Source organism: Gynuella sp. (assembly GCF_050297175.1).
GTDB lineage: Bacteria > Pseudomonadota > Gammaproteobacteria > Pseudomonadales > Natronospirillaceae > Gynuella.
Genome location: NZ_JBNKSF010000034.1, coordinates 153,772 through 170,297, shown reverse-complemented (window position 1 = coordinate 170,297; position 16,526 = coordinate 153,772). Strand labels below are relative to the sequence as shown.

Below are 16,526 nucleotides of genomic sequence, written 5' to 3'. Positions count from 1 at the left end.
TTATGGAAGAATCGTTGTGCGAAATGGAAGCGACATTGGTTGAAAGTACAGCACCTATTTTTAATCTGGTTGAGCCTTTGAATATTCCTGAATTTGCTGATCAGGTACCGGAATCTCTGCGAGTGGATATTGAGCAGGCATTTATTGATCTCGAGCGCAGAGCGTTTGAAAAACAATGGCCAGCTACAATTACCCGAGATATCCGGTTTGCTATGGCTGCCTATGTGGATGAATTGGTCATGTCCTCCCGCTGGCCAAAAAAGTTCGACTGGATGGTTAAGCCTCTATGTATTGAGTATTTTGGTGAAAGTAACGCCGGTGAGGTATTTTTTAACCGTTTAAATGAATTGCGCCAGGAGTTTGCCAAAAACCGCCTGGTGATTGGGCTTTTTTACACCTGTCTACAGTTTGGATATCAGGGAGTGTATCGAATTAAAGGATACGACCAATTGCAAGCCTACCTGGTGTCACTGCGGTCACAGCTAGAGGATTCGCAAGGAGCGGTTCCCAGAGAGTTGGCGGATTCTGCTGTTCCGGAAAGTAAGCTGGTATATAGAATCAGTGGTAGCCAACCTTATTGGGTTATGGTTTCGATTGGGGCTGCAATACTCGTGACAATGGTACTGGCCTATGGATCTATTATGAAACGATCCATTGTTGACAGTGCTGAGCGGTTGACTCAAAAGGAATTGACTCTGCGTATAGTGAAAGAGGGTGATAAGGATGTTTAAGTCGTTGATAAATGTCTTAAAAGGATTTGTGTTATCGAAGATGACAGGGGTGGCTGCTGGTGTATTGGCGATTCTTGTGTTGATTTGGTTTTTGGGCGCACACGTTGGTTTGACGTCTGTCAAATTAAAGGTCATTGCCATGGTGGCGGTAGTTTTGATCTTTGTGGTGTTCCTGATTCTGCGTTTGTTGTTTCTTTCTATTCGTGGGCGCAAATTCAAAAAGCAACTCGATAGTGTTGCAGGGGATAGCAGTCCTGATACCTTTCAGGCAAAAATATCCGATGTTTTGGCCGCACTTAAATCTACGCACCTCGGTGCCCGTTATCGTGGTGACAGGGCCTTATATGCTTTGCCCTGGTATATGGTGATCGGTCCGTCTGCAGCCGGAAAAAGTACTTTGTTTGCGAGATCCGGACTGGAATTTCCGCTGAAGGATGACGAACGTTTTCATGTTCAGGGAATCGGCGGTACTCGTGATTGTGACTGGTGGTTTTCAGACCAGGCTATTTTGATTGATACCGCTGGTCGTTATACCAGTGATGAAGATAACCAAGAGTGGTTGAATTTCCTACGGGTGTTAAAGTCAAGTCGTTCCAAGTTACCGATTAATGGGCTTTTGCTGGCTTTGCCATTGGATGAGATATTAACCTCGGATCGGGATACGCTTGAACAACATGTCAAATATCTGAAGAACAGACTACATGAGTTGATTTCCGAACTGGGTGTTACGTTTCCAATTTATATCGTAATAACCAAGGTTGATTTGCTGAAAGGATTTGAAGCGTTTTTCAATGACTTAAGCGAGGTCGAAAGGAAGCGGCCGTGGGGAGTGTATCTGCTGGAGGATACTGAAGATAAATCCATCAATATCTTAAATCTGGTAGAAGAAAGACTTGAGCAGCTTTACCACCGTTTGTTGGAGCAAAGTGCGCAGAAGATTAATCTGGCAAAAAGTACCTCTGACAAGGTGGAGATTTTCCAGTTTCCCAATCAGTTTGCCGGTGCCAAAGAAAAACTGTCTGAGCTTTTGTCCTTACTATTCAAGAACAATCCTTACCATGAAAACCCGTGGTTTGCAGGCATATATTTTACCTCCAGTACCCAGGAAGGGGTGTTGCTGGAGCGCCGTTCAAATGCTTTAAAGAATATGTTTTCCAAGGTAAATATCAGTTTACCTCGAACTGACTCAATAACCCGCAGTTACTTTATCGATAAGTTTTTCTCAGATGTTATTTTTCCGTTGAAAAATGCAGTCAGGGGGAATCGCAAAAAGCAACGATGGGACCGAATGGCGAAAGTTGTTACCTTTGTCTTTATATCAGCAGTATTGATTGTATCGGGAGTTGGGCTATTTAGTACCTATACCGCCAACCAGATGCTCATCTCTGACTATGAAAAGAAGGCATCTACGCTTATTAGCAGGGTTAATGACCCTAATTCTACCGAACAGCAGCAATTGGATGCGTTGGTTGGACTTTATCAACATTACCAGCGGCTGGAGCAGATACAAACCTATTCTCCACTGCAGTTGATACATCGATATTCCTTAATTGAATCTCATGCTGTGCCGATGAAGCGGTTGTTACTGGATACTTTGACCAATACTGTGAATGCTCATGTTGTTCCGGCATTAAAGGCTAGATTGACCAATTATACGGAAAACTGGAGCAAGCTTTCGGAAGCTGAAAAAAGTGCCAGTCAGGATAAATACTATTTCGCGTTAAGAGCCTACTTAATGCTGACGAGTAATGCGGACCAACTGGATACTGAATTTCTCGACCCTTATTTAAGTCAGATCTGGTATGAGAGCTATAGTGATACTGATTTGTTGCTTAGCTATAAAGAGCAACAGCCTCTGCTACAAGAGATGATGGGTTTGTATCTGACAGAAGTGTTTGGACATATAGATGAAACTCATACCAATCCATGGTTGGCCGGTGTCGATCTGGTAACAGCTTCCCAGCTAAATCTGACGACTAAGGCAAACGCCCAAACCATTTATGACCGTCTGGTCGCCTCTTCGCTGAACAAATTTCCAGTCGTAACCGTAGACAATATCATTGGTAGGGAAGGACGTTCTGTCATCGGTTCTTCCCGGCAGGTAGATGGTATATATACAAAAAATGCCTGGAGAACATATATTTCCAAGCAGATTGATGAGATGACTGATACTGCCAGTCGGGGCGACTGGGTGTTAGGTGCCGAGCAGAGTCAGTCAAAAGAAGGGCTCGATGAAAAACTGATGCTTCAGCTTCGTGCTGATGTGCGTAATCTGTATTTTGAGGATTTTTCTCGTGAATGGTCGGAGATGCTGCGCAATACTGCGGTCAAGCCTTATAAAAATCTTGCGGAAGCAGTTCAGGCCTTAAAGATTCTGGGTAACGAGCAATCCCCATGGTTGAAGTTGTTTAATCGTGTTGCTGATGAGTTGACCTTAACAGAGCCAGAGCTTGATCGGCAGTTGATTGCAGAAGTTGCAGCAGCCAATGATGCTGCTGGTAAGGAAGGTGTGCTGGATAGGGCCCCTGTGCCTGTTATTCCGGCGTTTAGAGCAGCAACCAAACCCCTTGCTGAGCTGGTTAAACCAGACAACTACGTTTCGACGAATGTAGCCTGGGGTCAATACCAGGAAGCGATTGCAGCATTGGGCGAGGAGTTGGAATTTATCCTGGCATCCTCAGACGTTAACCGGGAGGCAAAAGAATATTCTAAATCTTTGGTTGCCGGCAAGGATGTAAGTGGAAGACAGCTTTATGCTTCCTGGATCGCGGTCAATAACATTTTGTTGGAGATGGACCCTGGAGCAAGCAAATGGGTTGAGAAGCCTTTCAAGGCACCATTGAATTATACCTGGGCTGCATTACTCAGTAGTGCTCGGGCAGCCCTGCAGCAGCAATGGGAAACACAGGTATATCAATCTTATGCTGAGAAAATTCAAGGGCGTTTTCCATTCTCACAAAGTCAGGTAGATGCTGCTCCTCTGGATGTCCAAACATTGCTGACACCCCAAACCGGGGAGCTTTGGCGTTTTGTTCAGGATGAACTTGAACCATTTATTAAGTTTTCAAAAGGGCGTTGGAGAAGTCGCACTTGGTTAAACCAAGGATTAACTTTTAATTCTGCGTTTTTTGATGGTCTGATAGGTGCGGATAGATTATCCCGAGCATTGTTTAAACCAGGCGCATCAGAAATGGGTATGGCATATGCCCTTTATCCAATCCCTGTTCCAGGAGTTACGGAGTCCATCATAGAAGTAGATGGCAATACGTATCGATATCGCAACGAACCGCAGGAATGGAGAGAATTTTTATGGTTGCCGTCAGAAAACCATAATAATGCCAGGGTTGTGGTTCGTCAGGGAAATCAACCATCTCCGTTTTCTATTGAGGTTGGTGGTCAATGGGCTCTCATCCGACTCTTACAGAAGGCTGATGTCAAACATATCCAGGGAACCGAATTTGAGCTTAAGTGGTCGTTTGGTCCGCAGGGAGAGCCCATCTTCGTGAAATATCGTGTCCGTGCTGATAGAGAAGGCAGTGTTCTCAATACCGGTATGTTCAGCAATCTCGGATTGCCTCGGAAGCTATTTGGAGCTGGCTAATGTTTGGCTTTGGCGGTGACAAAGAAAAAAAGGTTCCCTTGACGGCCAGGGTGGAGATTGGTTTTCTGGGGAAATTAGAGAGTCGCCCTGATTTTCTAAAGTATTGCTCCGAGTTTCGTGAAGTTGCGACCCTGGATATGTGCCTTCGTGACTGGATGCTGATGCAAAATGCTTTGACGCCGCAATCCTCAATAAAAAGTTCTGCCATTGGTTTTCTGATGGTTGGAGGGCATGACCGGCAGGGGTTGAGCGGATATTTGTTTCCGAGTCAGGACAGTCATGGGCGAAGATATCCTTTTTTTTATTTTGTCAGATGTTCTGATGTTGATCTGTATTTTAAACCGGCATCATTGTTTTACGGTAGCAGCAGAATATTTGAGCAGGCGGATCCTGAGTTATCCTGGCCTTTGGATCTTCCTGGCGAGCCGGTATTGGAAAAGCTGAAATCGCAACATTTGTTAACGCAGTTACCTTCTGGAAAGCGATTAATGTCTGACTCCATGTCAGTTATGACAGAGATGACTTTTGAGGAGTGGTTGATTGCAATGGTTGGCCCTGACATTCAGACTCAGAAGATGGCATTGGCTGGTTGGCGAAATCAAATCCAATATTATTTCGAGAAAAACTTCAATATTGATCTGAAGTTGCCTTTAGGTGCATCAGAACTGGCTCCATATAGCATGTTGTTCTGGCTGCACCTGTTGTCTGGATTAGTGAGGCCGGTGCAGTGGCGGCCTGATATTATTTGGTTACTAAACGAACAGTCTTCATTACTAAATATTCTTGCAAAGCCGATAACTGCTTCTCGTTTAGACCAATTGGTGGGTGCGTATTCTATTAAAGATGAGTATTCTCCACAGTCAGCATCGGGTTTCGATCATGGTCTTAAATGGGCGGAACAGTTGCTGTCTCATCGGCAGCGTTTGTTATTGGATGTAGCAATTAGTTGGAGTCAAATGGTATGACCGTCGCAATGGAAGGCAATTCTGAATGGAATCAGTGGTTAGAACCCTATCTATTTCCCCTTGGCGCCAGTTTTGTTGGTGACGATCCTCGTTATAGCGAAGCTTTTAGTAGTTTGAAAGCTGAAGTTGAAAAACGCCAGGATATAAATTTCCATCTTATTGAATCATTGTCTTTACAAGTTCTGACAGAGAACGCAAAAGATTTGCGAGCTGCTGGATATTATGTTCTTGCGGCCAGTCGCCTTCATGGTCTGGATGGTTTCTATAAAGGTCTTGTGCTGTTTCATGGTTTGCTAGAGAAGTTTGGCGATCAATGCCATCCACAGAAAAGCAAGGCCCGCCAGGCTGCACTGAGATGGCCACTACAATCCAGAGTATTAACATTTGTTCAGGCTCATACTAAAAATGCTGGCAATGATTTGTATGAAGCGACCTTGGCGGCTTTTGACTCTTTGTGTAATTTGGTTAAGCCTGAAATCAGTGACTATGGCTGGCCGGATCTTCGTAAGTGGTTGTCTCAGAACATAGCAGTTAAACCAGCAGAGAAGGACCCTGAGCCCCAGCAGAAAACATCTGAACCTCTGACTATTGTTGGTGGAAACGCTGATCAAGCTGCCTCTGACATGACTGTTTCGTCTATCCAGTCAGAAACGCAGCTGTTGCAGATCAGCAAGCAGTTGCTCGGTTATTATCGGGAAAAAAAACAATACGGCGTCATGGCTGGGTTATCGAGAAGCATGAAGTGGGGAGACTTAAAGTTGCCCCCTAATGAAAGCGGCAAAACCCGAATTCCCGCCCCAAGAGAGTCTAGCCTTAATAAGGTGAAAGTCGCTTTTGAGAATGAAGAGTGGACAGCAGCTTTTTTTTCTGCCGAAGATGCATTTTTAGAACCCGGCGGAATATTTTGCTTTGAGCTTCAACGACTGAGTGCGTTAGCCGCTCGCAAAGCTGGATACAACAGTGCAGCTAAAATTATTGAAGATAATTTCCTGTCATTGTTATCGCGGTTACCTAAAATAAAGCAGTTGACTTATGAGAATGGCGATCCTTTTCTGGCGGGTTCTGTTATCGCATGGATTGAACAAATCATGCCCGCAGAAGGCGGGTCGCAAGTGTATGATCCTACGATGGAGTTTCTCGCAGAAGCGAGAAAGATTAAAGAAGAAAAGAATCTGACAGATGCCTTGAAGTGGCTTAAAAGTCAGGGGGGAAGTTCAGAAGTTACTGCGCAGAAAATATGTTTGATCCAGGCGCAATTGTGTCATGAATCGGGTGAGGCAGCGAAAGCATTTCCAATTCTTGATCGGTTGGATATATATGTCCAGGAACACAGACTTGAAAGATTTATGCCTGAATTTGCGATGTCTGTCTGGCGTCAGAAGTGGCTTGTTATGAAAGATCTGAAAGCCCAGGTTGACGTAGAACAGCAGAGTGCTTACGAAGCAGATATATCTCGCTTGCAGTCGTTAATGTGTGCAACAGATGTATCGTTGGCAATTGAATGGTTATAAATCAATGTACAACAGGGAAGTATCAGATCTGGCTGATCTGTTATCCCATCTTAAATGAAAGGAGAAGGTAACATGTCCGATAGTTTTCAAAACGAAGTCCCTCGAGCCAGAGTAAACATTGCACTGGATCTGGAAACAGGTGGTGCTGGAGTTAAGAAAGAGTTGCCAATGAAATTATTGGTACTCGGAGATTTCAGTAATGGCGAAGGTGAGGGTGATGTCAGTGAGCGTGAGCGTATTAACATCAACAGCTCTAATCTTGAGCAGGTTATGGGAAATCTGGCCCCTAAAATGAACTTTAGTGTGCCAAATCGAATTAAGGAAGATGGCGGGGAAATCTCTGTGAACTTGACCGCAACAAAATTTCGGTCTTTTCATCCGGAGCATGTTGTATCACAGATTCCTGAGTTGAGAGAGTTATTGTCAATGAGGAATCTGCTTAAGGATTTGAAATCCAATCTTTTGGACAACAGTTCTTTCAGAAAAGAGGTCGAGCGTATCCTGAACTCAGGGCCGGATATGGACTCATTAAAAACTGAGCTCAAGTCATTAATGGCTGAGCAGGCTAACAAAGAGTCGGAAGAATAAGGAGGCAATGATGACTCAGCAGGAACAACAAAATAAATCGACAACTGAGGTTGTTGAAGATGGCTCTATATATCAGCGCCTTTGTAGTCTGGTTGATATGCCTCCGGTCAGTCAGCCGATAGATATCAATCAATTTCAAGATCCTAAGGCAATGGCGGAAGTCGATGCCAGTCAACGTATTACTGCTGCGCTTAATGTTTTTTTTGAAATAGCACTTGAAGCTGGGCAGCAAATCGAACGTATTGATAAAACGTTGCTCGATCAGTACATCGCTAAAATTGATGAGACAATTAGCCGTCAATTGGACGAAGTGCTTCATCACCCACTGTTTCAAAAGGTCGAGTCTACCTGGCGTGGTTTGAAGTTTTTAACAGACCGTACTGATTTCAAAGGTAATGTTAAAATAGAAATATTGGACTGTGACAAAGAAGAATTGCGCGAGGATTTCGAAGAGTCCCCCGATACTACACAGTCTGGTCTGTTCAGTCATATTTACACTCAGGAATATGATACTCCAGGGGGAGAGCCTATTTCTGCGATGATTGCCAATTACGCGTTTGACAGATCTGCACCAGATGTCGAATTGCTGACCGAAGTTTCTAAAGTTGCAAGTGCGGCCCACTGTCCTTTTATCAGTGCTGTCGGACCTCAATTTTTTGGTAAGGACAGTGTTGAGGAAATTCCCAAGATTCAGGATGTTTCCAGTTATATGGACAGAGCCGAATATATTCGCTGGAAAGGGTTTAGGGAGCGCGAAGATTCAAGGTATGTCGGTTTGGTTTTCCCTCGTTTTCTGTTGCGTCTGCCTTATGGCGAAGAAAATCCAATTCGCAGTTTCAATTATAAAGAGGGCGTCTTGGGTGAGCAGCATGACCGTTACCTTTGGGGTAACTCTGCATTTGCTTTTGCTTCGAACATGGTTAGAAGCTTCAAGACAAACGGTTGGACTGTAAACATCAGAGGGCCTGAGTCAGGTGGTAAGTTGGACGGATTGCCGATTCATTTTTATGAATCAGGCAGAGGTACTGAATCAAAAATACCAACGGAAGTTTTGATCTCAGAAACCAAGGAGCTGGAGTTTGCTGATCATGGTTTCATACCACTTAGTTACTATAAAAATAGTGACTATGCTTGCTTCTTTTCTGCCAACTCTGCACAAAAGCCTGTTGAGTATGATGATGCTAATGCAACGGCAAATTCACGTATAAATGCACGTTTGCCATATATCTTTCTGGTGTCTCGGATTGCACAGTATTTGAAAGTATTACAACGTGAAAGTATCGGTTCATTGAAGTCTCGACAGGATTTAGAAAATGAACTTAATGCGTGGTTGCAGCGCTTGGTAACCAAGATGAATAATCCTGACCCGGATCTGGCGGCGACTCATCCACTTAAGGATGGTGCTGTATCTGTACAGGAGTCTGAAGACAACCCAGGCTATTATTCGGTGAACATGTATGTTCAACCGCACTTTCAGGTTGAAGGTGTGGATGTGCGTTTATCTTTGGTTTCTCAGATGCCTGAATTATGACATGAGTCTCATGTTTTTGATTCATAACGAGGTAAAATAAATTTCGTTACCTGGTTGGCTGATTCGGAATCAGCCGCCAAATACCAGGGAAACCGTTCAAGAAAAAGGATAAGTATTTCAGGGATCGATCGCTTTCAAATTGTATCCCTTCTGAATTCTCCTTAAGTTGGCACAGTGTTTTTGTGTTGGGGAATTACTGTATTAATCAGTAACAACTTAAACCTATCTATTGTAGGAAAATTTTTTTAAAAGGAGATTATTCATGGCAATTCCTGCCTATATGTGGCTCACAGACGATCAAGGCAACAACGTTCAAGGTTCCGTTAGTGTATCTGGACGTGAAGGCTCTATCGAAGTATTGGCTTTCCAGCATCAGCTCCGTATTCCTACGGATGGTGATACTGGTGAATTAACCGGTACTCGTAAGCATGAGCCCTTTGTTATTACAAAGGCCTATGACGCGGCTACACCGTATTTGTACAAAGCTTGTAGTAATGGTCAGACTCTGCAGAGCCTGGTTTTAAGCTGGTACAAAATCGATGAGACAGGAACTGAAGTTGAGTATTTCCGCCATACTTTGGAAGGCGTGAAAGTTACTTCAGTTAATCCTACTATGGCCAACGTCAAAGATCTTGATAAAGAGCGTTATCCTCACTTGGAAGAGGTGGCTATTCGTTATCAGAAAGTCACCTGGACTTACCTTGATGGTAACATCGAATTCTCTGACTCATGGGTCGAAGGTCGTTAAGTCACAGTTAAAATCGGGCATGCTCTTGCATGCCCTTCCTAATTAATGAAAGATATTGACGGATTGATATGTGGACAATTTACGAAGTGCTCAAGCAGAAAAATCTGAATGGCCAGGCGTTGTCAGTTTATCCGTCAGAAGATGATCATTTGCATAGTATTCATGATCATTTGATTAGGTTGCTAAATGCAAGGCAAGGGGTTTTAGGTCATCTGCCGGACTATGGAATGCCGGACTTGAATCGCCTTTATCAGGAATTGCCTTATTCTGAGTCAGATATGGCAATTGCTATAAAAAATATTGTGGAAAAATATGAACCTCGTTTGTCCAGAGTACAGGTCATACCACAATCACGAGATTATAATACCGCCGTCGTTACTATGAATATTACAGGTTGGGTTGGTAGTGGTCGTCAGGTTTCGTTTCAGACGCATTTTAAAAGCAGTGGCATTGCTGAGATTTCGGGATCATCTAGTCTCAGGTAGCATGGTTTAATCAGGGAAAAGCGTGTCAGATGAAAGAATATTTTGAAGCCGAAATGAGATTGCTCCAGGATGCTGCGCAGGAATTCGCAGAAGCATATCCTGAGCAGGCTGCCATGTTGAATTTGAACGCTGTTAAGGATAGAGACCCTTATGTTGAGCGTTTGCTTGAAGGGATGGCATTTCTAACTGCTAAAGTCCGGGAAAGAATAGATGACGGTGTTCCTGAACTGAGCGAAAATCTTCTTGATCAGATTAATCCATCGCTGTGTCGCCCTTTTCCATCATATACCTTGGTTCAGTTTTCCCCTTCTCGTCAACACAAAAAGACGATCGAAATAGGCAAAGGAACCAATTTGGCCGCTTCTAACGTGGGGCCGGAAGAAGTTCGTTGCGAATATGTAACGACCTCCGTACTTAAGGTTCAGCCACTTGTGATTACCCATGCTTCTGCAATGGACAAGCTTGGTGGTGGCACCCGGGTGCAGATTGATATTCAGAAACTATCAAATTTTGAATGGGAAGATCTTGATCTGACTAGCCTGCTGCTTCACCTCCATTGTGATCACGCGCTGGCGTACGCCTTATATGAGTGTTTGACGAATGTGAAGGGCGAGGCTTCTGTCTCTGTTGAAGGGGCTTCATCTGTAAACAGGCTGACTGTGAGACCTGCGCTATTACGCCCCTATGATAGCCTGCTTCCTTCAGGGAGTAGAGGGCATGTGGCATTCAATCTGTTACATGATTATTTTAATGCCCGCGATAAATTTTTATTTATAGAGGTAGATGGATTTCAGCCGGAAAATTGGCCGCAGTCTGCAAGCACAATAAAGTTGGTCATTGAGACGCCGACCGCATTGCCTGCTGGACATAATATTGGCAAAGACACATTTCAATTAAATTGTATTCCGGCAGTCAATTTGTTCGATGCACAGGCCGAGCCTGTTGTTGTCAATGGTAAGCTGCCAGATTATCCGTTACTGGTCGATCACAGTTATAGAAACTGCGCAAACGTTTATAGCGTACAACATGTTACTGGTAGAAATCCGCAGACTGGACATACCCGAGAATACCAGCCTCTGCAAAATCTGACGTACCGCCGTGCAGGTGATCCAACCTATGCTACTTATAATCGCAACATGCCAAATGGCAAGAGAAGGCATTTTATTTCTGTATCGGGGCACACTGCCATCGCAACGGAAATTCTCTCTGTAGATGTATTGGCATCAAATGAAGATTATCCCAGACAGTATCTCGATATTGGCAAACTTAAAGAGCTTGCAAGTGACATCGATCAGAATTTGGAAGTGCGTAATATTACCCGGCCTAGCAGAATGTTAAGTGCTCCAGAGATACATGACTACCAATGGCAGCTTATCTCATTGATGTCTCTTGCATTATCTTCTCTCGGTGAAGTCGATAAACTAAAGACTCTGTTAAGTTTGTTTGACTGGAGTGACCAGGAAGAGAACAAAAATAGAATTCTCGCCATAGAGAAAGTTGATGTTCAATTAAAGCATAAGATTACCAAAGGAATTTTGTGTCAGGGTTTGGAGATCAGTCTGGAGATCAACGAATCTGGTTTCAGTTCCAGATCAGATATCTATTTGTTTGGTACGGTGCTGCATCAATTTTTCAGTGACTACGCAAATATCACGGAATATGTTGAAACGCGCGTAACAGCGTTGCCATCGTATAAGGAATGGGCATGGAAACCAAATATTGGCAGAAGACTGATCATATAGCGCGTATTACGGAGCAGGCGACTGAGTATCACTTCCATCAGCTGATAGAAACGTTGTTGGATATTTGTGATGGGGTTGAAGCTCGTAACTGCCCTTCATGGTTAAAATTGAAACCTTCGGACTGGTTGTCTTTTCCTGCATCGGATGTCCGAAAGGTTTCAGTATTACCGTCAGAAAAAATCGAAGTTGAATCCACCTTCTTTGGATTTTACGGCGTGGATGCACCATTGCCTCAGTATTTTTTGCAGGACATTACTTATCAGGATGAAGATGGAAAAAGGCTCCAGGCGTTCCTCGATATTTTCAATCAACAAGCATATTGGCTATTACATCAGGGTTGGAGAAAGTTTCATCTATTACAACACGCGGGGGAAAATAACCTTTTCGTGAGGCTTGCAACCTCATTGGCCGGAGTGTACTTCGAACGTCACAAACTTTCCGGATGGGCAGCAGGTTCTTTGGCTAATCGGTGTCGTAGTGCAGTTGGTATCGAGGCGGTATTAAGAGATACCTTGCAGCTTCCGGACTTGGCTGTAGATGATCAAATAATTTCTAACATTGAAATAGAACAGACTCTATCTTTGAATGGACAGCAAGCTTTAGGAGAAGAAACTGTTCTCGGAGATCACGTTGCGGTATTAGGGCATGCTATCCAAATTCAAACCGGGATGGTAACGAAAGAAAAAGCTGCGCTATTGCGGCCAGATGGTGAGTTGGGGAAAAGGACGCGGGAAGTATTGGAATACTACTTGCCTCAAGGTGTCACTTACGAAGTGGTTATTGTCTTGGCTCCCAATCAGAACACTCCTTTTCGACTGGGTGAAGAAGAGTTGTGTTTTGGGCAACCTATATTACTGGGAGAAGATGGTGCACATCCTTATCGGATGGTTTTTTCAGACCATCACTATAAACATCCGGAATACCGATATTCAGATCAACGATATGCAGCCTGAAGTGTTAATTTTTAAATGCTGACTCACTTGTTTTTAGCAGATGGAATTAACAGATATTTAATGATAAATACGGCTAAAAGATGTGTATCACCAAATTTTATGATTAAGGGAGTACTATATTATGGATAATCGTACATTACGCGTACTAATTGACAAACTAAATTCACATTGCGGACTGGCTATGGAGGCTGCGGCCGGTTTTGCTGCCAGTCGTGGGCATAAAGAAATATTGCCAGAACACTTGTTGTTGAAGCTTTTAGAAGAGGGCAGTCGCGGTCATATCGATAGTATCCTTGAGTATTTTTCGGTGGATCAGGATAGGCTTTGGAATAACCTGATTGAAAACATCAACCAGCAGCGGACCTTTCATGAGGGTAAGCCTGCGATTTCAGCGATGCTATATCAACTGCTGGAAAAAGCCTGCTTAGTTAATGCATTGCACTATACTCCGGAGATCATCGATTCAGCCGGAGTTCTGGAAGCAATTATTCAATTGGCCGCAACTTGGCCAAGCTATAATGCCTTTGCTCCACTGGATAAAATTCAGCTGGAAGCCTTGCATGAACAGTTCGATCAGATCACTTCTTCTTCTGAGGAAGGACGGGGTGGATCATCCAGAACCACACCACACTCCTCTTCTGCGTCGCAAAAGAATAAAGGAGAGCAGACAGCCCTTGACCAGTTCACTACAGACCTGACGGAAAAAGCCAGAAGTGGTGGGTTAGATCCTATTAACGGTCGTCATGATGAAATTCGGATGGCCATTGATATTCTGTGTCGTCGGCGCAAGAACAACCCAATTCTGGTCGGTGAACCGGGAGTCGGTAAAACGGCCGTTGTGGAAGGGCTGGCTTTGCGTATCGTGGAAGGCGATGTTCCTGAATTCCTTAAGAATATTCGCATATGTGTTCTCGATCTGGGCCTATTGCAGGCAGGGGCAGGTGTAAAAGGTGAGTTTGAGCGTCGACTGAAGCAGGTAATTGAAGAAGTTACTCGTGCTGAAATGCCAGTCATGCTGTTCATCGATGAAGCCCACACCTTGATCGGGGCGGGTGGTGAAGCAGGTATGAGCGATGCCGCCAACCTGTTGAAGCCTGCTTTGGCGAGAGGTGAATTGAGAACGATAGCCGCGACGACCTGGAGTGAATATAAACAATACTTTGAACGGGATCCTGCGCTTGCACGTCGTTTTCAAATGGTCAAGGTTGAAGAGCCTACTATTGAAGCCGCCATACATATGTTGTCAGGATTAAAACAGGCCTATGAATCGCATCATCAGATTCATATAACGGATAAAGCCATTGAGTCTGCCGTCAGGTTGTCTGATCGCTATATTAATGGTCGCTATCTGCCAGATAAGGCGATTGACCTGATCGATACAGCGGCCGCACGGGTGAAAATGGGGCAGTCTTTACAACCTCAATATCTGGAAGGACTAAAGTCTCGCATTGTTTATCTGGAAGACCGTCTAGGTCACTTGGAAAAAGAAGACAAACAGGGATTGGTGGCTGATGTGGATGTGATCCGCCAGTTAAAAGAAGAGTTGGCCAATACTCTGTCCGAAGCTACTACGGCTGAACTTGAATGGCGTTCCCAGAATGATTTGGTCCGACAGATTCAGTCGGATACGCAGGCAATTGTTTCCGGAGCAGAACAGGATGTCACGGAGTTGTTGCAACAGGCCAAGGCAAAACGTGCAGCATTGTCTGAAATCCAGCAGGGGCGCCCGTGGGTACAGCCTGAAGTAAACGATATGGCGATTGCCGATGTTATTGCCGATTGGACCGGTATTCCTGTTGGTAGTATGGTCAAAGATGAACTCCACAACCTGTTGACGTTCGAGTCCGCTTTGAGTGGAGCAATTATTGGTCAGGGGGATGCGCTCAGAATCATTGGTCAAAGCTTGCGGTCGAGCAAAGCAAATCTCAGAACGACTGATGGTCCGCAAGGGGTGTTTTTATTGGCAGGTCCTAGTGGTGTCGGTAAAACAGAGACCGCACGGAAAATTGCAGAGCATCTGTTTGGAAGTGAACGTTCTCTGACGGTTATCAACATGAGTGAGTATCAGGAAGCTCATACGGTTTCCCAGCTTAAAGGCTCACCACCGGGATATGTTGGTTACGGTCAGGGCGGGATTCTGACAGAAGCTGTCCGACAAAAGCCCTATTCTGTTGTGCTTCTGGATGAAGTTGAAAAAGCGCATGTTGATGTCATGAACCTGTTTTACCAGGTATTTGATCGTGGCTTTATGCGGGACGGCGAAGGACGTGAAATAGACTTTAAAAACACTATTATTCTGATGACGTCGAATCTCGGCTCTAACCTGATTCAGAACAGATGTGTACCCGCACCGCTGGAGGAACAGAATGAGGTTGTTGAAGAGGCGGCAGAACAAACCAACTCTTCAGAGGAAACGGCATTTATCCCGCCTACAGCGGGGGAATTGGTTTCGTTGATTCAACCAGTTGTATCGGCACACTTTGCACCAGCACTGGCAGCCAGGATGCAGTTGGTCCCTTTTATGGCTCTGGATCAGGATGCGCTGACAGGTATTATTCAATTGAAGCTGGATCAGTTGGCACAGCGTTTACAGCAGGAGTATAAAATTGAACTGCGATGTGACAACCGTGCGATGGAGCAATTATTGAACTTGTGCCGGGTCAGTGAATCAGGTGCGCGCCTGGTTAACCGCATTATTGAGCAGCAGCTTATGCCTGGCATAGCCAATCAACTGTTGCATTACATTGCAGAGGGAGATGTCCCCGATATTCTGTTGCTGGATGTTGATGAAAACGATCAACTAAGTATCCTGTTTTTGGATCGACAACCTGAACCAACGAAAACCCAAGTGTAACTCAATTTTATATTTAGCGGCACGAGTAGGTTTATGAGAGACCAGACCTATTGTGCCGTTCTGTTTTGAAGTGATTGGAGAGTTGCTATAAATGAATGATTTGTTTACGTGTAAACGTTGGGAGTGATCTATCAGCACACGAGAAAGTTGTATTTCTCTTTCTATTCAGGCCCTTTGAGCTGGCAATTCATCCATCCAGTTATTAGCGACATACCATCAAACCGTTTAGTAAGGTTTTTGTTATTGTGGGAACAACAGAATATTGAGCGGTGCGCTTAACCCCAGTATCTGAGGAAGTCTCTGTTGTTGGAATTGTACCAAACTCAGAGTAGGAAAAGGGCCCGCAATCAACAGATAGCGTTCAATATCGAGCTTATCCCTGACCTGTATTTCCTTAAAATCATAATTATTGGCAGTGAGTTGCAGCGCTGCTGTGTCCGCTTCTTTTTGTGTAGCATACAAGCCTATCTGAATACCGTAGCTCTGGTTTTCAGAGCTGCCGGCTGCAGGAATTAAACTGCTGTAAGTGATGATAGTGGAGTCACCTTGATGAGGGTTGTCAGTTTGTTCTGTATCCTGCCCGCCAAGCCAGTTAACAATCTTTTTACCTGTTTCCCGAACAGGGTCGGCAATATTTTCAGGTGCCATCGTCCCGGCGACAAAGAGACTGGCACCAAACAAAACAATAAGTATGACCAAACCAAGCTTGGCAAACATATTCTGAGTCATCCCACAGGGTAGTCTGGCAATCTGCCATAACCCTGCGGTGGTGGCAATATAGCCTTGTCATAAAATGGATGTAGGCATGAGGTTTTGA

General features: G+C 44.4%; 12 protein-coding genes. 11 read left to right on the top strand and 1 reads right to left on the bottom strand.

Annotation, left to right across the window (positions count from 1 at the left end; translation table 11 throughout):
* Positions 1-2: 2 nt before the first annotated feature.
* The 11 genes from icmH to tssH all read left to right on the top strand — a co-directional run bounded on the left by icmH (position 3) and on the right by tssH (position 15,709).
* A complete protein-coding gene (gene icmH / locus ACQY6I_RS12925; protein WP_428241903.1) occupies positions 3-731 on the top strand; it encodes a type IVB secretion system protein IcmH/DotU in 729 nt (242 codons plus the stop codon).
* Positions 724-4,332, top strand: coding sequence for a type VI secretion system membrane subunit TssM (gene tssM, locus ACQY6I_RS12920; protein ID WP_428241902.1), 3,609 nt, complete (start codon positions 724-726; stop codon positions 4,330-4,332). Before icmH ends, tssM begins: the two co-directional genes overlap by 8 nt.
* Positions 4,332-5,297 (top strand): TagF domain-containing protein, encoded by a 966-nt coding sequence (locus ACQY6I_RS12915; protein ID WP_428241901.1) that lies wholly within the window; start codon positions 4,332-4,334, stop codon positions 5,295-5,297. The genes tssM and ACQY6I_RS12915 overlap by 1 nt, the downstream gene beginning before the upstream one ends.
* A complete protein-coding gene (locus tag ACQY6I_RS12910) occupies positions 5,294-6,808 on the top strand; it encodes a TssA family type VI secretion system protein (protein WP_428241900.1) in 1,515 nt (504 codons plus the stop codon). The genes ACQY6I_RS12915 and ACQY6I_RS12910 overlap by 4 nt, the downstream gene beginning before the upstream one ends.
* A gap of 72 nt (positions 6,809-6,880) precedes the next feature.
* Positions 6,881-7,396 carry a type VI secretion system contractile sheath small subunit gene (gene tssB / locus ACQY6I_RS12905; protein WP_428241899.1) on the top strand — a complete coding sequence of 172 codons (516 nt, stop codon included), beginning with the start codon at positions 6,881-6,883 and terminating at the stop codon, positions 7,394-7,396.
* Positions 7,397-7,406: 10 nt separating this feature from the next.
* Complete coding sequence (gene tssC, locus ACQY6I_RS12900; protein WP_428241898.1) at positions 7,407-8,927, top strand: type VI secretion system contractile sheath large subunit; 1,521 nt, start codon at positions 7,407-7,409, stop codon at positions 8,925-8,927.
* Between the two features lie 262 nt (positions 8,928-9,189).
* Positions 9,190-9,675, top strand: a complete 486-nt coding sequence (locus ACQY6I_RS12895; protein ID WP_428241897.1) for an Hcp family type VI secretion system effector — start codon at positions 9,190-9,192, stop codon at positions 9,673-9,675.
* An 86-nt stretch (positions 9,676-9,761) separates the two neighbouring features.
* On the top strand, positions 9,762-10,160 hold the full coding sequence (gene tssE / locus ACQY6I_RS12890) for a type VI secretion system baseplate subunit TssE (RefSeq protein WP_428241896.1): 399 nt from the start codon (positions 9,762-9,764) through the stop codon (positions 10,158-10,160).
* 29 nt (positions 10,161-10,189) lie between these two features.
* The gene (gene tssF / locus ACQY6I_RS12885; RefSeq protein WP_428241895.1) at positions 10,190-11,902 is read left to right on the top strand and encodes a type VI secretion system baseplate subunit TssF; all 1,713 of its coding nucleotides are present in this window, start codon (positions 10,190-10,192) and stop codon (positions 11,900-11,902) included.
* Positions 11,866-12,855 carry a type VI secretion system baseplate subunit TssG gene (locus tag ACQY6I_RS12880; protein WP_428241894.1) on the top strand — a complete coding sequence of 330 codons (990 nt, stop codon included), beginning with the start codon at positions 11,866-11,868 and terminating at the stop codon, positions 12,853-12,855. The genes tssF and ACQY6I_RS12880 overlap by 37 nt, the downstream gene beginning before the upstream one ends.
* Positions 12,856-12,976: 121 nt before the next feature.
* A complete protein-coding gene (tssH, locus tag ACQY6I_RS12875; RefSeq protein WP_428241893.1) occupies positions 12,977-15,709 on the top strand; it encodes a type VI secretion system ATPase TssH in 2,733 nt (910 codons plus the stop codon).
* 240 nt (positions 15,710-15,949) lie between these two features.
* Here tssH and ACQY6I_RS12870 read toward each other — a convergent pair whose 3' ends face one another.
* The gene (locus tag ACQY6I_RS12870; RefSeq protein WP_428241892.1) at positions 15,950-16,426 is read right to left on the bottom strand and encodes an SPOR domain-containing protein; all 477 of its coding nucleotides are present in this window, start codon (positions 16,424-16,426) and stop codon (positions 15,950-15,952) included.
* Positions 16,427-16,526: the final 100 nt, after the last annotated feature.